Annotated in this window: 21 protein-coding genes; 14 read left to right on the forward strand and 7 right to left on the reverse strand. The window is 64.1% G+C overall.

The window, feature by feature from the left end; translation table 11 throughout:
• Positions 1 to 93 precede the first annotated feature (93 nt).
• Positions 94 to 1,776, reverse strand: a complete 1,683-nt coding sequence (locus tag FFI89_RS28285; RefSeq protein ID WP_138830807.1) for a phospholipase D-like domain-containing protein — start codon at positions 1,774 to 1,776, stop codon at positions 94 to 96.
• Between the two features lie 279 nt (positions 1,777 to 2,055).
• Between FFI89_RS28285 and FFI89_RS28290 the strand changes: the two genes are divergently transcribed.
• A complete protein-coding gene (locus FFI89_RS28290; protein WP_138830808.1) occupies positions 2,056 to 3,648 on the forward strand; it encodes a gamma-glutamyltransferase family protein in 1,593 nt (530 codons plus the stop codon).
• Positions 3,649 to 3,655: 7 nt separating this feature from the next.
• On the opposite strand, the gene FFI89_RS28295 is transcribed toward FFI89_RS28290, so the two are convergent.
• Both FFI89_RS28295 and FFI89_RS28300 read right to left on the reverse strand, forming a co-directional pair.
• The gene (locus FFI89_RS28295; RefSeq protein WP_138830809.1) at positions 3,656 to 4,921 is read right to left on the reverse strand and encodes a D-amino acid dehydrogenase; all 1,266 of its coding nucleotides are present in this window, start codon (positions 4,919 to 4,921) and stop codon (positions 3,656 to 3,658) included.
• A 65-nt stretch (positions 4,922 to 4,986) separates the two neighbouring features.
• Positions 4,987 to 6,315 (reverse strand): aspartate aminotransferase family protein, encoded by a 1,329-nt coding sequence (locus FFI89_RS28300; protein WP_138830810.1) that lies wholly within the window; start codon positions 6,313 to 6,315, stop codon positions 4,987 to 4,989.
• A gap of 155 nt (positions 6,316 to 6,470) precedes the next feature.
• Between FFI89_RS28300 and FFI89_RS28305 the strand changes: the two genes are divergently transcribed.
• Positions 6,471 to 7,019, forward strand: coding sequence for a cupin domain-containing protein (locus FFI89_RS28305; RefSeq protein ID WP_074831166.1), 549 nt, complete (start codon positions 6,471 to 6,473; stop codon positions 7,017 to 7,019).
• Between the two features lie 21 nt (positions 7,020 to 7,040).
• Here FFI89_RS28305 and FFI89_RS28310 read toward each other — a convergent pair whose 3' ends face one another.
• Positions 7,041 to 7,652, reverse strand: a complete 612-nt coding sequence (locus FFI89_RS28310) for a TetR/AcrR family transcriptional regulator (RefSeq protein ID WP_138830811.1) — start codon at positions 7,650 to 7,652, stop codon at positions 7,041 to 7,043.
• A 118-nt stretch (positions 7,653 to 7,770) separates the two neighbouring features.
• Here FFI89_RS28310 and FFI89_RS28315 point away from each other — a divergent pair, with 118 nt between their 5' ends.
• Genes FFI89_RS28315 through FFI89_RS28325 form a run of 3 tightly spaced genes read left to right on the forward strand, consistent with a single transcriptional unit; the run spans position 7,771 to position 9,888 of the window.
• Positions 7,771 to 8,259 (forward strand): tautomerase enzyme, encoded by a 489-nt coding sequence (locus FFI89_RS28315; protein WP_138830812.1) that lies wholly within the window; start codon positions 7,771 to 7,773, stop codon positions 8,257 to 8,259.
• 56 nt (positions 8,260 to 8,315) lie between these two features.
• Positions 8,316 to 9,095 (forward strand): crotonase/enoyl-CoA hydratase family protein, encoded by a 780-nt coding sequence (locus FFI89_RS28320; protein WP_138830813.1) that lies wholly within the window; start codon positions 8,316 to 8,318, stop codon positions 9,093 to 9,095.
• A gap of 4 nt (positions 9,096 to 9,099) precedes the next feature.
• Entirely contained in the window at positions 9,100 to 9,888 is a 789-nt protein-coding gene (locus tag FFI89_RS28325; protein WP_138830814.1) for a 2-keto-4-pentenoate hydratase, read from the forward strand.
• 66 nt (positions 9,889 to 9,954) lie between these two features.
• Here the strand turns inward: FFI89_RS28325 and FFI89_RS35085 are convergent, their stop codons facing one another.
• A complete protein-coding gene (locus tag FFI89_RS35085; RefSeq protein ID WP_138835795.1) occupies positions 9,955 to 10,728 on the reverse strand; it encodes a sensor histidine kinase in 774 nt (257 codons plus the stop codon).
• A 108-nt stretch (positions 10,729 to 10,836) separates the two neighbouring features.
• Positions 10,837 to 11,220 carry a response regulator gene (locus FFI89_RS35090; RefSeq protein WP_138830815.1) on the reverse strand — a complete coding sequence of 128 codons (384 nt, stop codon included), beginning with the start codon at positions 11,218 to 11,220 and terminating at the stop codon, positions 10,837 to 10,839.
• Between the two features lie 312 nt (positions 11,221 to 11,532).
• On the opposite strand from FFI89_RS35090, the gene FFI89_RS28340 reads away from it, so the two are divergent.
• On the forward strand, positions 11,533 to 11,940 hold the full coding sequence (locus FFI89_RS28340; RefSeq protein ID WP_138830816.1) for a DUF4864 domain-containing protein: 408 nt from the start codon (positions 11,533 to 11,535) through the stop codon (positions 11,938 to 11,940).
• Here the strand turns inward: FFI89_RS28340 and FFI89_RS28345 are convergent.
• Positions 11,928 to 13,145: an MFS transporter gene (locus FFI89_RS28345; protein WP_138830817.1), complete on the reverse strand. Its 1,218-nt coding sequence runs from the start codon at positions 13,143 to 13,145 to the stop codon at positions 11,928 to 11,930. The genes FFI89_RS28340 and FFI89_RS28345 overlap by 13 nt on opposite strands.
• A 173-nt stretch (positions 13,146 to 13,318) precedes the next feature.
• Here FFI89_RS28345 and FFI89_RS28350 point away from each other — a divergent pair, with 173 nt between their 5' ends.
• The 8 genes from FFI89_RS28350 to FFI89_RS28385 all read left to right on the forward strand — a co-directional run bounded on the left by FFI89_RS28350 (position 13,319) and on the right by FFI89_RS28385 (position 18,526).
• Positions 13,319 to 13,762 carry a hypothetical protein gene (locus tag FFI89_RS28350; protein WP_138830818.1) on the forward strand — a complete coding sequence of 148 codons (444 nt, stop codon included), beginning with the start codon at positions 13,319 to 13,321 and terminating at the stop codon, positions 13,760 to 13,762.
• A 78-nt stretch (positions 13,763 to 13,840) separates the two neighbouring features.
• Positions 13,841 to 14,164 (forward strand): hypothetical protein, encoded by a 324-nt coding sequence (locus FFI89_RS28355; RefSeq protein ID WP_138830819.1) that lies wholly within the window; start codon positions 13,841 to 13,843, stop codon positions 14,162 to 14,164.
• Positions 14,161 to 15,600, forward strand: a complete 1,440-nt coding sequence (locus tag FFI89_RS28360) for a TolC family protein (RefSeq protein WP_138830820.1) — start codon at positions 14,161 to 14,163, stop codon at positions 15,598 to 15,600. The genes FFI89_RS28355 and FFI89_RS28360 overlap by 4 nt, the downstream gene beginning before the upstream one ends.
• A gap of 12 nt (positions 15,601 to 15,612) precedes the next feature.
• Complete coding sequence (locus tag FFI89_RS28365) at positions 15,613 to 16,989, forward strand: multicopper oxidase family protein (RefSeq protein WP_138830821.1); 1,377 nt, start codon at positions 15,613 to 15,615, stop codon at positions 16,987 to 16,989.
• A gap of 49 nt (positions 16,990 to 17,038) precedes the next feature.
• On the forward strand, positions 17,039 to 17,500 hold the full coding sequence (locus FFI89_RS28370) for a cupredoxin domain-containing protein (protein ID WP_138830822.1): 462 nt from the start codon (positions 17,039 to 17,041) through the stop codon (positions 17,498 to 17,500).
• A 43-nt stretch (positions 17,501 to 17,543) separates the two neighbouring features.
• Positions 17,544 to 17,843, forward strand: coding sequence for a copper-binding protein (locus FFI89_RS28375; protein ID WP_138830823.1), 300 nt, complete (start codon positions 17,544 to 17,546; stop codon positions 17,841 to 17,843).
• A 49-nt stretch (positions 17,844 to 17,892) separates the two neighbouring features.
• Positions 17,893 to 18,123, forward strand: coding sequence for a hypothetical protein (locus tag FFI89_RS28380; protein ID WP_138830824.1), 231 nt, complete (start codon positions 17,893 to 17,895; stop codon positions 18,121 to 18,123).
• A 46-nt stretch (positions 18,124 to 18,169) separates the two neighbouring features.
• Positions 18,170 to 18,526, forward strand: coding sequence for a hypothetical protein (locus FFI89_RS28385; RefSeq protein ID WP_138830825.1), 357 nt, complete (start codon positions 18,170 to 18,172; stop codon positions 18,524 to 18,526).
• The last annotated feature ends 81 nt before the right edge of the window (positions 18,527 to 18,607 follow it).

An 18,607-nucleotide genomic window follows, 5' to 3' on the forward strand; every position in this document is an offset into this window, starting at 1 on the left:
AAGCCATTGTTCGCGGCGCGCCGCGGCGCTATCGATCAAGCAGGCTGCAAGGGAGCGGCCCGACGCGCCTGCCCGCCACTTCCGTGCGCGGTCTCAGGTCTTGCCGAGCCAGAACCGCGTTTCGGTGTCGGCCCATCCCTTTCCGATCCGGTCGCTCAGCCAGGTATCGCTGCGTTTCAGCCCCTTGTCCTTCTGGCCTTCCGGCGTGTTGCGCCAGGCCTGCCAGCGATACGTGCCGTAGATGCTGACAATGCGCGCGGCGTAGGTGAGCGCCAGTACATTGTCCCCCTGGATGATGACGAGATTGTCGTCGTTCTTGGTGCTGGCCCGGGCACTGAAATTGTGGGAGCCGGTCATGACGACCGGATTCTTGCCGGCAGGATCGATCACGATGACCTTGCTGTGGACGGCGATCATGAATTTGCCGGTGTTCCTGATTTCGCGTTCCCACCAGTCCGCCGAGGCGTCGATGCCCGCGGGACGGACCACGTCGGCGATCTGCTTTCCCTTGAACACCTGCTGTTCGCCGTTGCTGGTGAGAAGCTTCAGCTGGTCTTTCGGACTGTCCTTGCCCTGCGCCGGGAAATTGTTCAGGACCCCGCGCACATAAAGCTTGGCATCCTGCGCTTTCTCCAGAATTGGACCCAACAGCCCATCGGGGCCGGGATTGAGCATCAGGCACACCGCGCCGTGCTCGGCAGCCTTGATCAGTTTTGTCGCCTGCTTCAGGTCGCCGCTCTTGGAGGTCGGCGTGAACCAGACGCTGGCATTGGATTTTGCCACCGTAAAATCCCACTCGCGATCGCCGGTTGTCGCGAGCGTCTTTGGGTTCGTGCTGGCGGCCTTGTAAATAATTTTCCAATGCTCGTGAAAGGCGGCGGCGATCTTGGCATCCGCGATCTCAAGTCCATTGTTATTCTGGGTGCAAAGGCCGGTTCGGGTCCAGTTGGTGCTGCCCGTCCATACGCGTTCGGCATTACCGGCGTCGTCGCAGAAGACGACGAACTTGTTGTGGGCATAGCGCGCGGGTGCGATCTTGCGACGCACGATGTCAACGTTCGCCTTCTTCAGGACGCCGGCGTTCTGCTCGGTCTCCTTGGCGGTGGCGTCTGCCTTTCCCGTGCTGTTGCCAAGAACGACATGTGCCTTTGCCTTCATCGCGCAGAGTGCCGCGATCAGTTCGGGATCGTTGAGTTCGTAGAGCGCGACGAAGACATCCCGCTTCTTGTCCTTGGCCTCGCCGAGCAATTCCAGCAGCCGCGATCCCAATGCACCCTTGAGAAAGTCCCGGATCTTGTTTCCCTTGGTGGCGATTGCCTTCTCCAGGGTTTGCGCGGATTTCGGGTCGCCGCCAATCGCCCGGGCCAGCCATTGGGCGGAAATTGTCCCTCGGTTGAACCATGGGGCCAGCGGTCCGCTGGGCTGGGCCGACACGTAGTCCGTCCACCGATCGGGTGCTTTCGCCGCAAGCTTCACTGCCGTCGCGCCGTCCTTGAGAACGGGCACTACGCCGTAGCGAACGGGCGCCTTGGCCGGCGCCACGAAATCCGTCCAGCTGGTCTTCTGCACCGGCCACTCGGTACTCGGCCGATGTTCGCCCTGCTTGTGCGCGTTCGCCTGATCTTCGAAGCCGACCCATGTATCGACGATCGTGCTGCCTTTGCCTTTTTCCTGGCGAAACAGCGCGAAACCGAGGCAATCAGGAATCATCACCGTCACGTCCCAAACGACAAAGATACCGTCCGTCGTCGGGAAGGCCTGAATATTCGAGATCATGGGGACACCTCCAAATGAGCCGTATCGAGAACATCCTGTCAGTATGAATTTCGTCGTCCGTTGCCTGTCACGCCGGCTACGGCTATGCCCCCAAAGCCGCTTCGCCGATACTCTATCAGAGGAAGCGTGACGTGTGTATTGCAACCTGAATATGACGATACTTCCTGAAAATCGTTTGCTGCTCTGCACATGGCCACGAGGGTGGTGAGGCTATTGGTATGTTGTTCCCGGCTTGCTAGGTCTATTCGGTTCCGACCCTATCAAAGCAAGTGAGACCTCATGCGCGACCAGTTTTCCAACACCCAGCAGATCCGCAAATCCGCGGTGACTTCCAAAGGCGGCATCGTCGCCGCGCAATCGGGCAAGGCCGCGCAGGTCGGCGCCGAGGTGCTGGCCGCCGGCGGCGATTGCGTCGATGCGGTCATCGCGACCACCTTTGCGCTCGGCGTGCTGGAGCCGTGGATGAGCGGGCTCGGCGGCGGCGGCGCGATGGTGCTCTACCGCGCGCGCGAAGACCGCTATGAAGTGATCGATTACGGCATGCGCGCGCCGCGCAGCCTGCGCGTTGAGGATTATCCACTGACCGGCGACGGTGCCGCCTCCGACCTGTTCCCGTGGGCGCGGGTGAAAGACGACCGCAACCTGCACGGCCCCGGTTCGATCGCGGTGCCCGGCGTGGTCGCCGGCATGGAGGAAGCGCATCGCCGCCACGCCAAACTGCCGTGGCAGGAATTGCTGGCGCCGAGCATAGCGCTCGCGGGCGAAGGCCTTGGCGTCGACTGGTGGACCACGCTGATGATTGCGAGCTCGGCCGCGGACTTGCGGCGCTATCCCGCCAGCGCCACCGCCTATCTCGTCGACGGCCTGCCGCCGAATGCGCCATGGGGGATCAAGTCCCATGTCCGCATGCCGCAGGACCGGCTCAAGGCGACGATGGCGCAGCTGGCCAGCGCCGGCGCGCGCGATTTCTACGAAGGCGATCTGGCCAAGAGCCTCGCCGCCGACATTCAGGCCGCCGGCGGCGCATTGTCGGTCGAAGACCTCGCGCCGTTCCGCGCTCACCTGCGCGAACCGCTTGATATCCCCTATCGCGGCGGCAAAGTGCTGGCGACGCCGGAACTCACTGCCGGGCCGACGTTGTCGCGCACGCTCGGTCTGCTGCAAGACAGTTTGAAGCCCGCGCGCGGCGAACCGGATGCGGCGGCTTACGTCGCCTATGCGTCAGCGCTGCAGGCAGCCTATCGCGAACGCCTGAAAGACATGGGCGACGCCGACGGCCGCCGCGCGCTCGGCGCCGAAGCACTGGCGCCGGCCTGCACCACGCATTTCTCGGCGGTGGACCGCGACGGCAACATGGCCGCGGTGACGCAGACGCTATTGTCGACCTTCGGCTCAAAATTCGTCTCGCCGCAGACCGGCGTCACCATGAACAACGGCATCATGTGGTTCGACCCGACGCCGGGCACACCCAACTCATTGGCACCCGGCAAGCGCTGCCTGACCAACTATACGCCGGTGCTGGCGCAGGCCTCCGACGGCAGGCGCGTGGCGATCGGCGCATCCGGCGGCCGCCGCATCCTGCCGGCGGTGACGCAGCTTTTGTCCTTCGTGATGGATTACGGCATGGATCTCGATGCCGCGATCCATCAACCGCGCATCGACGCCAGCGAGGGCGCGGTCGTGATCGGCGACATCCGCCTGCCGGCCCCGGTCCGCAACGAGCTCGGCGCGCGTTTCGACTACGAGGAGGCGCGCATCCAGACCCTGCCGATGAAGTTCGCCTGCCCGAGCGTGGTGCTGCGCGATGGCGTCACCAACAGCGGCGCCACCGAGCCGTTCCAGCCCTGGAGCGAAGCGGTGGCGGAAGCGTAAGACGGCTTTACCCGAACCGGTGCGCGTAGCGATCGATCGTGAGTTCGCTGGCATCGATGTCGGGCTTGCGGCCGGACAGCATATCCGCCAGCACGCGGGCGGAGCCGCAGGCCATGGTCCAGCCCAGCGTGCCGTGTCCGGTGTTGAGATGCAGATTTGAATAGCGCGTGGCGCCGATGACCGGCGGCCCGTCCGGCGTCATCGGCCGCAGCCCGCACCAGAACGTCGCCCTGGAAAGATCACCGCCGCGTGGAAACATGTCGGTCAAGGAATGATCGAGCGTCGCCCGCCGCGCTAAATCGAGGCTATTGGAATAGCCGGAGATTTCCGCGGTGCCGCCGACGCGGATGCGCTTCCCGAGCCGCGTGATCGCGACTTTGTAGCTCTCGTCCATCACGGTCGAGACCGGCGCGCCGTCGGCATCGATAACAGGCACCGTGATCGAATAGCCCTTCACCGGATAGACCGGCACGTAAACGCCGATCGGCTTGAGCAGACGCGGCGACCAGCTGCCGAGCGCGGCGATGTAGGCATCGGCCTGCAACGTGCCAGCGCTGGTGACGACGCCGGTTATGTCAGCACCATCGGTCTCCAGCCGCTCAATACCGGTGTTGAATTTGAACTGGACGCCAAGCTTGGCGGCCTCGGCGGCGAGCGCGTCGGTGAACATGTGGCAGTCGCCAGTTTCGTCCTGCGGCAGCCGCATGCCGCCGACGAACTTGTCTTTGACGCCGGCGAGCGCGGGCTCCGCGGCAATGCAGCCTTCCCGATCGAGCACTTCGTAAGGCACACCGTATTGCTTGAGCACGGCGATATCGCCGCCGGTATGGTCGAGCTGCGCCTGCTTGCGGAACAGTTGCAGCGTGCCGCGGCTGCGTTCGTCGTAGTGAATGCCGATGTCGTCGCGTAGCGCGCGCAGGCAGTCGCGGCTGTATTCGGCGATCGGGATCATCCGGCTCTTGTTGACGGCGTACCGCGCAGACGTGCAGTTGCGCAGCATCTTCAGCATCCAGATCCACATGACAGGATCGAGCTTGGGCCAGATCACCAGCGGGCCGTGCCGCATCAACAGCCACTTGATGGCCTTGACCGGCACGCCGGGCCCGGCCCAAGGCGAGGAATAACCGGGCGAAACTTCGCCAGCATTGGCGAAACTGGTTTCCAGCGCCGGCTTCGGCTGACGGTCGATGACCGTCACCTCATGACCGGACCGCGCCAGATAATAGGCCGTGGTGACGCCGATAACGCCGCTGCCGAGAACGATGACTTTCACGATAGACTTGCTCCAATACAGCACCGCCGGCATTTCATTTGCCGGCGGTTCTTGTCGAGCAAGGATCAGGCCACGCGCTTGATGGCGTCGCCGAGGATCGAGACCATCTCGTCGATATGGCTGCGCTCGACGATCAAGGGCGGCGACACCGCGACCGCATCGCCGCTCTGGCGGAAGTAAAGACCGCGGTTGAAGCAATCGACCATCAGCTCATAGCCGCGCGCGCCCGGCGCATCCTTGCGCGGCGCGAGCTCGACCGCGCCCATCAGGCCGACGTTGCGGATGTCGATCACGTTCGGCAGGCCCTTGAGCTGATGCAGCGCATCGCGCCAGTAGTCGGCCATCGAGGCACCGCGCGTCAGCAATCCCTCGTCCTTGTAGATATCGAGCGTCGCGAGGCCGGCGGCGCAGGCCACCGGATGCGCGGAGTACGTGTAGCCGTGGAACAGCTCCATCGCGTTTTCCGGGCCAACCATCAAGCCGTCGTGGACCTTGCGGCTGCAGAACACGGCACCCATCGGCACAGTGCCGTTGGTGATGCCCTTCGCGGTCGTCATCAGGTCGGGCGTGACGCCGAAATAATTGGCGGCGAACGGCGTGCCGAGCCGGCCGAAGCCGGTGATGACTTCGTCGAAAATCAGGAGAATGCCGTGCTTGTCGCACAACTGGCGCAAGCGCTGCAGGTAGCCTTGCGGCGGCGGCAGCACGCCGGTCGAGCCCGGCACCGGTTCGACGATGACGGCGGCGATGGTCTCCGCGCCATGAAGATTAACCAGCCGTTCGAGATCGTCGGCGAGTTCGGCGCCGTGGGCCGGCAGATCCTTCGAGAAGGCGTTGCGCGCGAGGTCGTAGGTGTGGCCGATGTGATCGACGCCGGGCAGATGCGTCGCGAACGCACGGCGGTTGTTCACCATGCCGCCGACCGACATGCCGCCGAAGCCGACGCCGTGATAGCCGCGCTCACGGCCGAGCAGGCGCGTGCGGGTCGGCTGACCGGCGGCGCGCTGATAGGCCAGCGCAATCTTCAGCGCCGTGTCGACCGATTCCGAACCCGAATTGGTAAAGAAAATGCGGTCGAGTCCTTTTGGCGCGATCGCCGCGAGCCGTTCGGCGAAATCGAACGCGATCGGATGGCCCATATTGAACGACGGCGCGAAGTCGAGATTCATCAGCTGCTTTTCGACGGCGGCGGCGATCTCGCGGCGACCGTGGCCGGCGTTGACGCACCACAGGCCGGCCGAACCGTCGATCACCTTGCGGCCGTCGACGGTGGTGTAGTGCATGCCCTCGGCGGAGGCGAACAGGCGGGGAGCGGCCTTGAACTGCCGGTTGGCCGTGAATGGCATCCAGAACGCGTCGGTTTGCAGGGTGTTCGGAATCTGATGAAGGGTCACGGCCTGGCTCCTTTGCTGGCAGCTTGCAGGTGCTAGCCGGACCACGGTTGAGAAGGCGCAACAAGTCCTTTTCTGCGCTCCTGCAACCCATTGATTTTATTGATCCCGTGAGGTCATATTTGTTCGATCCGAAACACCTGCAACAGGGATTTGCGATGAGCGTCGATATCGGTGGGCAACTGCGCTTCGTCCGGAGCCGTCACAAGCTGTCGCAACGCGAGCTGGCGAAGCGCTCGGGCGTGACCAATTCGACGATCTCGCTGATCGAATCCAACCAGATGAATCCGTCCGTCGGCGCGCTCAAGCGCATCCTCGACGGCATTCCGATGGGGCTGGCGGAATTCTTCGCCATCGAACCGGAACGGCCGCGCAAGGCCTTCTACCGCTCCGACGAACTGACCGAAATCGGCAAGAAGCCGATCTCGTACCGCCAGGTCGGCGACAATCTGTTCGGCCGCACCTTGCAAATTCTGAAGGAACGCTACGAGCCGGGCAGCGATACCGGCCGGGTGCCGCTGACCCACGAAGGCGAGGAAGGCGGCATCGTGGTCTCGGGCCGGCTCGAGGTCACCGTCGACGACGAGCGCCGCATCCTCGATCCCGGCGACGCCTATTATTTCGAAAGCCGCCGCCCGCACCGGTTCCGCTGCGTCGGCGCCAAACCCTGCGAAGTCATCAGCGCCTGCACGCCGCCGACGTTTTGAGGCGATGCGCAGGACGCGGCTTCACTTCGGCAGTGCAGCCGAAAGCACCAGTTCGAGTTCCTGCCTGACGTCGTCGAGCGGCTGCGCACTGCGCGCGGCGCGACACATCGCGACCGTCCCCTCCACCGACGCGATCACGAGCGCCGCCAGCCGCCGGGCGCGCGCGGGCGCCACGCCCTCATGGCGCAGCGCCGTGGACATGATCCGCTGCCAGTCGGCAAATACCCCGTCGGCAAGATCGAGCAGATGCTGTTGCGCGGCTTCGTCCGGCTCGCCGTCCTTTTCCGTCGCATCGTTGATATATTGCTCGACCGCCACCGCGAGCACCGGACAACCGGCTTCGAACTTCGAACGCTCCAGCGTCTGACGCCACAGGGCGATAAAGGCGCGAAGGCCGGCAATGGCACCGCGCGACCGGGTCAGGTGCTCAAGCGGTCCGCTGACCTGCGCGCCGGCGAAGACCAGCGCGTCCGCGATCAGTTGTTGCTTGCCGCGTGGGAAATGATGGCCGATCGACCCCCGCGGCGTACCGGTATGGCGGACCACTTCGCGCAGGCTCGTGGCATTGACGCCGCGCCGGCTCACCAGGTCGGCGGCGCCGGCCACCATCTTGGCGCGGGTATCGGACGTCATCGCTAAATCCTTTTCGGTTTGATGCCCCATTCTAGAATATGACGCTTGACATAGCCAGTCCAATCTAGATTATGCCACATGTCATAGTCGACAACATGGCCGGCAAGAGGGGGGCGCGATGACGTTTATCCATGTGATGACGCCGCAAGGGCGACTGAATGCAGATCAGCGGCGCGTTCTGGCCAGGACACTGACGGATGCCGTGCTGGTGCCGGAGGTCGGCAAACTCACGCCCGAAGCCCGCCGCGGCTATCAGGTGCATTTTGCCGAGCGCCCGCTGGACATGATCGCGCACGGGGGAGAGTTGCTCTCGGACAAGCCAAGCGACGTCATGGTGGTCGATGTCGTGGCGATGGATTGCTGCTGGACCCGCGAGGATCGCGCCGCGGTCATCCGCAACATCCAGACCGCGCTTGCGGATGCCTTGGGGATGAAGGCTCCGTCGCCGGCCTGGTGGGTCAATTTCCGCATCATCGAGGAAGGAAGCTGGGGTTCGCGCGGCGGTGTGCTGTCGTTCTTCGATCTGCTCGAGCACGGCGCATCCCACTTTGCGCCGGAGCGCGCCGCGGCGATCCGCACCGCGCTTGCCGTCAAGTACGAGAGATAGCCGCCTCTTGAAGGCCGCATCGGAACTTTCGCGTATCAAACAGAGGAAACCAAGCCATGACCGCAGAGGGAAAAATCCGAACCGAAACCCATGACCGCGTGTTCAGGATCATCATCGACAATCCGGCGAAGAAGAATGCGTTTTCGCCGGCCATGATGGAGCAATTGTCGGACGCACTGACGGAACTGCACAACAACGAGAGCCATTGGGTCGGCGTCATCTGCGCCGAGGGCAAGGATTTCACGGCCGGCCTCGACATGCCGAAGTTCTTCGGCCCCAACGCCGAGAAGCGAAATATCAGGGAAGGCAATGTCGACGTGTTCGGCCTCGGCAAGCGTTGCAGGAAGCCGATCGTCACCGCGGTGCAAGGCATCGTGTTCACCATCGGCATCGAGCTGATGCTGGCGGGTGATATCGTCGTCGCCGCCGATGACAGCCGGTTCTGCCAGATGGAATCCAAACGCGGCATTGCGCCGTTCGGCGGCGCGCATTTCCGCTTCCTGTCGCGCACCGGCTGGGGCAACGCGATGTATCACCTGTTGCTGTGCGATGAATTCAGCGCGGCCCGCGCCCGCGAGATCGGGCTGGTCCAGGAGGTGGTGCCGGCCGGCCAGCAGATCGAACGCGCGATGCAGCTCGCCGCGATCATTGCGCGGAATGCGCCGCTCGGCATCCAGGTGACCAAGGAGGCTGCCGCTAAATATGTCGAGCACGGCGAGGCCGCGGCGATCGCCTACATTCCGTCGATTCGCGAGCGGGTGCTGAACAGCGCCGACGCCAAAGAAGGCATTCAATCCTTCATCGAGCGGCGCGCCGCCGTGTTTCAGGGCCGGTGAGCAAGTGAAGCCGATTTCAGGAAAGCAGCGGGAACTGGCGGATTTGCTGGTCGAGGCGCGCCGCAACGCGTCTCAGCTGTCCTCGCTGCCGGATGACCTAGTGCCGGCAACGGCCACCGAGGCCTATGCCGTGAACCGGATCGTGGCGGAGCGGCTCGGCTGGGAGCCGCTCGGCTGGAAGATAGCCGGAACGACCGACGGGGTACGGAACAAGCTCCGGCTCGACGGACCGATCTATGGCAGGACGTTTCGTCGCTTCGCATGCACCTCGCCTGCGCGTTTTGGAGCCGCGGAATTGCTCGACCCCCTGATCGAATGCGAGTTCTTCGTCACGCTCGCGCGCGACCTGCCGCCGCGAGACGCGCCGTGGACGCTGCCCGAGACCATCGAGGCGATCGGCGAGGTTCACGCAGGCATCGAAGTCGCGGAGTGCCGTTACGCGCGAGCCGCCCTGCCCCCGATGCCAGCCATTCTCGCCGACGGCAGCGCTTCGGGGCGCTACGTGTTCGGCGACAGGATCGAGAACTGGCGCGAAGGACTTGCGTCGATTCCGGTCCGGCTCGAAGTGGACGGCGCGTTGCGCCGCGAGGGCATCGGCGCCGACGTCATGGGCGACCCGTTGCGGCCGCTGTGGTGGCTGGCCGAACAGCGCCGGCATTGGGGCGACGGACTTCGCGCCGGGGAAACCATCAGCACCGGTTCGATGACAGGCATGCTGCCGGTGCGCGGTGGCCAGCATGTTCGCGCGCGCTTCGGCGATACGGCGACCATCGAGATCACAATCGATCCTTGACGGGTTCGGCTTGATGCTGGTCTGAACCCGAAGCGCACGCAGGACGATTTAAGGGCCGCTAGCCGTTCAGGATTCCAGAGAAGCCAGGGGAACGTCGAGCGCGTAAACAAACCCGTCCGGCTGATAGGAGAGCTTGACGTCACCTTTCAGCTGCCGACCGAGCGTCTCGATCAGGCGCGTGCCAAAACTCTGTCTGCTAGGCGCCGTGACCGACGGTCCGCCCTGTTCTTTCCAGGTGAACCGCAATCGCGCGGACGCCGCATCCACGGCCCAACTGACGTCCACATGACCATCGGGCACCGACAACGCACCGAATTTCGTGGTGTTGGTGCAGAGCTCGTTGAGGGTCATCGCGATCGCGATCACGGCACCCGATGCGATGTCGACGCCAGGGCCGTCGATCGAAAACCTCGGCCTGTCCACATTGTCGAAAGGTTCGGTCGCGCCGCTGACGATTTTTCGCAGGTCGGCGCCGGTCCAGCGCACCTGCAACAGAAGATCGTGGGCCCGGCCGAGCGCCAGCAATCGCCCTTCGATCGCGTGCTGCGCATCACGCATGCTCGGCGCATTGCGCAGGCTTTGCGACGCAATGGCGCCAACCGTTGCGAGCGTGTTCTTGATGCGATGATGCAGCTCTTCCAGGATGAGCTTCTGAAGCTTGTCAGCCGCCTCGCGCTCCTTGGCGTCGATACCGGCTTGCGCCAGCAGCGTCTCGGCGCTGAGCTTGGCCTGCGTCAGCAACAACCGCAGGCTGACGTTTTCAGCCGCCAGCAGCTCCTGGGGAGACGCCGGATCGGACGCCAGGCCGGCGTCGACCAGATCATGGTCGGTTTTCAACATCGGCAATGGGTACCACCATCCGTCCGTTTCCGGTCATTTCTTTCCGGTAACGATTTCGGCAGGCTGCATGGAAACGTTGCCGGGATGACGACGTTCGGTCCGCAGAGATCAGACATGGCCGAGCATCCCCCGTATTTCCGCTACGATTTCGACGGTATCCAGCGGTTTTCCGAAGAAGCGGCTGTCTTCCGGGATGTCGCTCTTCGACAACTTCAGTTGCCCGGACGCCAGGATGATCTTGATCCGTGGCCAGCGCTCATGGACGGCCAGCGCAAGCTGCAGGCCGCTCATGCTGCCCGGCATCTGAATGTCGGTGAACAGCAGCACGATATCGGACCTGGACTGGAGGATGGCGAGCGCTTCGTCCGCGTCCACCGCCTCGACCGGGAGATAGCCGGCATCCTCGACCATATCGACCGCCCGCATGCGCAGCAGCATCTCGTCTTCGACGACGAGGATGACGGGTGGCAAAAGCGTGCGATCCAGGGCCATCATGGCTCGCGATGCGCGGTCACCGGAAGCCCGGCAAAGCGAGCACCGACGTTCCCAGAAGCATTGCGAGGGCCGCAAGAGATTTGATCATATCAAGCTGCTGACTGTGGCGGATCGCCAATCCCGCTGCGCTTGGGGATTGGTTGGCAACGAAGCCGAAGCTGCAAAGTTCCGAGAGATGCAGCTTTATATTGATCGCTTCCGTCTCGCGGCGCCTGGCGATGGGCGAATAGCCACTTCCGCCCGTCTCCTGGCGGGTATAGATTCAGCCCGATCGCACCGCCGCAGGCACCGTCAATCGGAGGCATTTGCATGCGCGCTGTTGTTTTGATGACCGCATTTCTGATTGGCCTTGCCTCACCAACATCAGCCGCCGACGATGTCGCCACAGCCCAAGGCGTCATCCGCGCGCAGGAACAGGCGCTCGGCCACGACGACGCGGCGGCGGCCTATTCCTATGCGGCGCCGGCGATCCGGCAGCTGTTTCCGCAGGCCGATATCTTCATGTTCATGGTCCAGAACAGCTATGCCCCGATCTACCGCCACAAGAGCTTCGAGTTCGGCGAGGCGCGCGCCGCCGATGGCTACATTGCGCAGCGCGTCCATATCATCGACGCCAATGGCGAGGCCTGGGAGGCGCTCTACACGCTGGAGACGCAGCCGGACGGCAGCCTGAAGATCACGGGATGCTCGCTGTTGAAGGCCGGTCAGGCGGTCTGAGCCACGCCCGCTTTCGGTTGATAGCCGCGCGCCCGGATCAGCAGCGCGACCATGATGGTGACGTTGACCAGATTCCAGGCGACGCCGTTCAGGAACGCCGCGGCGTAGGAGCCGGTGGCGTCGAAGATCACGCCGGAGATCCAGCCGCCGAACGACATTCCGAACACCGAGGCGAAGATCACGATGCCCACTCTCGTAGCGGCTTGCGAGGCCGGCATCGCCTCGCGCACGATGATCGCATAGCTCGGCACGATGCCGCCCTGGAACAGCCCGAACATCGCGGAGATGATGTAGAGCGAGGTCAGGCTGTCGAAGAACAGGTAGAACAACAGCGCCGAGCCCTGCGCGACCGAACCGATCAGGAGCGTGGGGATGCCGCCGATCCGGTCGGCAAGGAAGCCCGAGCCGATCCGGCTGATGATGCCGAAACCCAGCATCAGCGACAGCATCTCGGCGCCGCGTGCCACGCCGTAGCCGAGATCGCCGCAATAGGCGACGATATGAACCTGCGGCATCGACATCGCCACGCAGCAGGCGATGCTGGCGAGCGCCAGGATCGCCGTCAGCGTATTGGTGGAGAGCCGCAGATTGACGCGCGGCGGCGGCGCATTGACATGGTCGCGCTGCGTCCCGGCGCCCATCAGCATGCGCAAGCCGATCAGCGCCAGCGTCATCGCCACCGCGGTGAAGATGCCGACCGCGATATGGGTATGGCGCCAGCCGTAGGTCTGCATGCCCCAGTTCACCAGCGGCGGCCAGATCGTGCCGCCGATGTAATTGCCGGAGGCGGCGATCGCGACCGCGAGCCCGCGGTAGCGGTTGAACCAGTGCGAGGCCTCCGCCATCAGCGGCCCGAACGTCGCCGACGACGACAGCCCGATCGCAAAATGCACCAGGATAAATTGCCATATTGAAGTTGACAGCCCGGCGCCGATATAGCCGAGGCCCAGAATGCCGATGCCGAGCCCGATCGCGGTGACGATGCCATAGCGGTCGGTGATCTTGCCGGTCAGCACCCCGCCGGATCCGAATCCGAGCATCACCAAGGTAAAGGCCAGCGACGCCGTGCCGCGGCTCGCGGCGAATTCCGTCTGCACCACCGGGAGCGCGACCACGACCGACCACATGCCGACGCTGCCGAGCGAGCCGATCAGGACGGCGACGGCAAGCCGGGTCCATGCCCGGCGCGAATCGGGAACGAACATGTCGGAATCTCGGGTGAGGTAAGAAGAAATTTCCACGGCGGCGCAACTTCTTCGGCTAATGCCTCTGGGTCAAGCCACAATGGCGCGATATTGGGCATGCAGATGTGGAGGGACACACTCTCAGTCATTCGCGCCGCCTTGGCGAAACAGTTCAACCCGTTTACCATGAAGCCATGTTCGTTCGCCTGACCCGACACATGCGCAGGAAAGCAGGGTGGTTTGCCGCTCTGCTTTATCTATTCTGCGTGCTCGCGCCCGGCGTGGCACTGGCGCTCGGCGATGCCGCGAGCTGCCTGCCGGCCGGCGTCCAAATAACATCAACCGAGCATGTCCATAACACGCAACCGATGCCGGCCGCGCATCAGCATCATCAGCCGGAGGCCGGCCAGGATTCCGGTGTCGGCCTGGCCCAACATGCGCAACATCAGCATGACGGCCAGCATCAACATGACGGTTCGCCCGGGCCGTGCTGCGCCATGCTCTGCCTGTCCGCGATCGCTGCCGATCTGCCCGCGATTGCCAAGCCGTCGCAGCCGATCTCGGTCTGCAGCTTCGCGGACTTCCAGCGCCTGCCCAACGAGGCGCCTGAACGGCTCTATCGTCCCCCCATCGCCTGATTTGACGAACCGATTTGGGTCGTCGCGCGCGTGAGCGCGCGCGTACGCGTGGTCCATCGACAAATCAGGGATTTCTCCATGTCTGCGCAGTTCGGGGCGAGGCTCACCGCCGTTGGTTCGGCGGCGGCGCGTCATTGCATCTCAAGATTCATCATCCTCGCGATGGCGATCGTGACAGCCGGTTTCACACCTGCCGCAGCGCGCGCGTGGCATAGCTGTCCGAAGGACGGCGTCGCTTTCGCTCGCCTATGCCCCGCCGATGCCGCGGAGAGAACCGCCGGCGTCGGATATCGCTCGACCATTGCGCCCTATACCAGCCTGCGCCCCTCGGCACCGGCGCCCTGGCGCGCGCGCAACGACAGCGTCACGCCGCAACCGAAAACCGGACGGGAGCCGAAATGAACACCCGTTTTACCTTACGCGGACCTGCGCTCGGGTTCGTACTGACAGCGGGCCTCGCGCTGTCCGGTTGCGCCTCGTTCCTGCCAGACAGCGGCATGGGCGTCGTCGCAGACGTCGCTAATCAGACCATCGGCAAGGAGGTGGCCTTCGTGCGCTCGGCCGACGACGCCGAGCATGCCGATGGCACCGTCAAGCGCTTGCTCGGCCGCCCTTTGAGCGCCGACGCCGCGGTGCAGGTTGCGCTTCTCGGCAACAAGGGGCTGCAAGCCGCCTACAACGAACTGGCGCTGGCGGAAATCGACCTCGTCCAGCAGAGCCTGCCACCGAATCCTGTCTTTTCGATCTCCCGCATCGCCGGCAATGGCGCCAGCGAACTCGAACGGCAGGTGGTCGGCGATATCCTGGCGCTGGCGACGCTGCCGTTTCGCTCCGAGATCGCGCGCGAACGGTTCCGGCAGGCGCAATTGCGCGCAGGCCTCGAGACGCTGCGGCTCGCCGCCGAGGTCCGGCGCGCCTATTTCCGCGTCGTCGCGGCGAACGAGATGGTGGTGCTCCTGACGGACGCGAAATCCACCGCCGAGAGCACGGCGCAGCTTGCCAAGAAACTCGGCGAGACCGGCTCGCTCAACAAGCTCGACCAGGCCCGCGAGCAGGTGTTCTACGCCGAAACCGCCGCCGAACTCGCCAGCCTGCGCCAGGAAGCGACCAGCGCGCGCGAGCGGCTGGCGCGGCTGATGGGGCTGTGGGGCGACGATCTCGGCTTCAGACTGCCCGACCGGCTGCCTGCCTTGCCGAAGCGTCCGCAAGCGCTTCCCGGAATCGAAGCCGACGCCGTCGGTCACCGCATCGACCTGCAGATCGCCCGCATGGAGTTGGCGGCGCTTGAGAAATCGCTCGGCCTCACCGAAGCCACGCGCTTTGTCACGCTGTTCGACGTTGCCGGCATTTCCAAACGCACCAGTGATCCCGGCGCCCCGGTCCTGCGCGAGCGCGGTTTCGACGTCCTGTTCCAGATCCCGATCTTCGACGGCGGCGAGGTGCGCGTGCGGCAGGCCGCCGAAACCTACAACCAGGCCTTCAACCGCCTGACCGAAAAGGCGGTCAATGTGCGCTCGGAAGCGCGCGACGCCTATCGGGTCTACCGCTCGAGCTACGATATCGCGAACCACTATGCGCGCGAGATCCTGCCGCTGCGCCAGATCATCACCGAGGAGATGCAGCTTCGCTTCTCCAGCATGCAAATCGACGTCTTCGCGCTGGTGACGGAGGCGCGGCAGCGCATTGCCTCGCTGCGCGCGGCGATATCAGCCAGACGCGAATTCTGGCTGGCGCAATCCGACCTGCAGACCGCGGTCAACGGCGGCGGATCGGGCGGGCAGCAGGAAAATTCAACGACGGCGGCAACCGCGGTGCAAGCCACCGGCGGCGGACACTAAAGGAGACGGCAAATGTTTTCACGCAGAGGATTTCTCGGCAGTGCCGCGCTGATCGGCGCCGGCGCTGTCTCCAGCCGGGTCCAGGCCGCCGCCATTCCGGAAGCGCCGACCATGGACAAGGCCGTGATGCAGCCGCCGCTGCATCCGACCTCAGGCCCTGATTACCGGCCGGTGGTGACGCTGAACGGCTGGACCCTGCCATGGCGAATGAACGGCGACTGGAAGGAGTTCCACCTCGTCGCCGAACCCGTGGTGCGCGAATTCGCCGAGGGCATGAAGGCCAATTTGTGGGGCTATAACGGCCAGGCCCCAGGGCCGACCATCGAGGCGGTCGAAGGCGACAAGGTGCGCATCTTCGTCACCAACCGCCTCCCCGAAGCGACCACGGTGCACTGGCACGGCATGGTCGTGCCGTCAGGAATGGACGGCGTCGGCGGACTGACCCAGCCGCACATTCCGCCGGGCAAGACCTTCGTCTACGAATTCATGCTGAAGCACAGCGGCACCTTCATGTACCACCCGCATTCGGACGAGATGGTGCAGATGGCGATGGGCATGATGGGCATGATCGTCGTGCATCCGCGCGATCCCTCGTTCCGACCGGTCGACCGCGACTTCGTGTTTATCATGAGCAGTTATCTGATCGACCCCGGCACCTATCTGCCCAAGGTCAACGAGATGACCGACTTCAACATGTGGACCTGGAATTCGCGCGTCTTTCCCGGCATCGACCCGCTGGCAGTGCGACTCGGCGACAAGGTTCGCATCCGCGTCGGCAACCTCACCATGACCAACCACCCGATCCATCTGCACGGACAGAGTTTTGCGGTGACCGGCACCGACGGCGGCTGGATTCCGGACACCGCGCAATATCCGGAGGCCACCGCTGACGTGCCCGTCGGCAGCGTCCGCGCCTTCGACTTCCTCGCCGACAACCCTGGCGACTGGGCGTTCCACTGCCACAAGTCGCATCACACCATGAACTCCATGGGCCACAACATGCGCAATTTCATTGGCGTGCCCCAGAAGGACCTTGCCCGCGCGGTCGGCAAGCTCGCGCCCGACGCGATGGCGATGGGCTCGACCGGCATGTCGATGGGCAGCATGGAAATGCCGGCACCCGAGAACACGCTGCCAATGATGACCGGTACCGGTCAGTTCGGCCCGATCGAGATGGGCGGGATGTTCACGGTGATGAAGGTCCGCGAGGGCCTGGCGCGCGACGACTACGGCGATCCCGGCCCGTACAAGTTTCCGCAAGGCTCCGTTGCCTACGAAGTCGAAGCGCCCGCCGCCATGCCTGCGCGGCAGGACTCCCCCTCTACCGCCACACCGGCACCCAAGGGCACGAGCAGCAAACCCGCATCGATGAAAAGGATGAAAATGTAACGCGTCGACGTAACCGCCTTTGAAACCAACGAAGAACAGGGAATATCACATGAAGAACATCGTCACTGCAGGGCTCGCGCTGGTTGCCATCTCAACCTTGCCGCTCCAGGCGCACAGCCACGAGCAGCATGGCCACGAAAGCTACGCCGCGGGCCAGCCCGGCGACATCGGCAAGCCGGCGCGCACCATCGAAATCGAAATGAGCGAGATGGCGTACACGCCATCGCGCCTCGAGGTGAAGCGCGGTGAGCAGATCCGCTTCGTGGTGCGCAATGCCGGCAAGGAGGACCACGAATTTCTGCTCGCCACCACCGAAGAGAATTTGAAGCACGCGGAAACCATGAAGAAGCACCCGCACATGGAGCACGACGATCCGAACGGTGTACGGCTGGCACCGAACAAGTCGGCCGAGATCCTCTGGAAGTTCACCAAGGCGGGCACGTTCGAATATTCCTGCCTGATTCCCGGTCATCGCGACTACGGCATGATCGGCAGAATCACCGTGAAATAGACCGCCGCTAGAAACGGTGGACAAGCATAAGAAGGAGAACGACATGAACAAACTCATCCGGGCGATGGCCGCGGTAACCCTCGCCACCCTTGTCTCAGCGACCGTCGCGATGGCCCAGAACAGCATCAGCGGCGAGGTCAAGAAAATCGACGAGGGCGCCGGAAAGATCACGCTCAAGCACGGCCCCGCGAAAAACCTCGGCATGGATGAGTCGATGACGATGGTCTATCGCGTCAAGGACCCCGCCATGCTCCAGCAGGTCAAGGTTGGCGACAAGGTCGAATTCGAGGCCGAGGAGGCCAGTTCGGGCTTCACGGTCACGAAAATGCGGAAGGCGAAATGAGCCAGGGCCGCGGCGGCGCCCGCCGTCGCCGCGACGTTTTCGATTGCCCATGCCGCCCGGTTTCGTCTGCCCGGGCTGCATCTGCGAACCTATCATCGCCATCGTCGACCGCCTCCTGACCCGTCTCCCGTTCGCCAAATTCGCGATTGTCACCGTGGCCGGAGGCAATGATTGCGATTTGACCGGGATCAAGACCGCGACCGGAAGCCACGACAAGGAGTTCCAGGATGATGGCTGCCCCAACATGGTTAAGCTGTGCAGCCAGCTGTCGCGGAAGTGAAGTGGCGGCCCTTCCAAAGGGCCCAGTCGCCGTGTCAGAATACGGCATGGTCTTCCGTCTGTTCATAACCCGGTTGCTGGCGATCGCCATCGTTGCCGGACTGGCCGTTGCGCCCGTCGCAGCGCCGGCCGCCATGCAGGGCTCCATGCCCGCGGGAATGACCGACATGTCGTCGATGGCCGCCGAAATGCCGTGCTGCCCCGACGAACAGAAGAGCAAGACGTGCACGGATTGTCCTGTCATCGCGATGTGCGTGTTGGCGGCGGCCCAGGCCGCTCCGCCCGAGACGTCAGCCCTGCCGGTGCGCCGTCCGGTCCGGACCACGCATGCGCTGCGTGACGACGTTTTCGCCGACGGGCTCGACCGCCCCCCTCCCGACCAACCACCTCGAAACCTGGCCTGACGAACCTTCGGTCGCCGCCGCTCGCGGCGCGCCGATGACGCATGCCGCTTTGCGGCTGACCCAGGACATTCGAGGACAGAG

Source organism: Bradyrhizobium sp. KBS0727 (genome assembly GCF_005937885.2).
Lineage (GTDB): Bacteria > Pseudomonadota > Alphaproteobacteria > Rhizobiales > Xanthobacteraceae > Bradyrhizobium.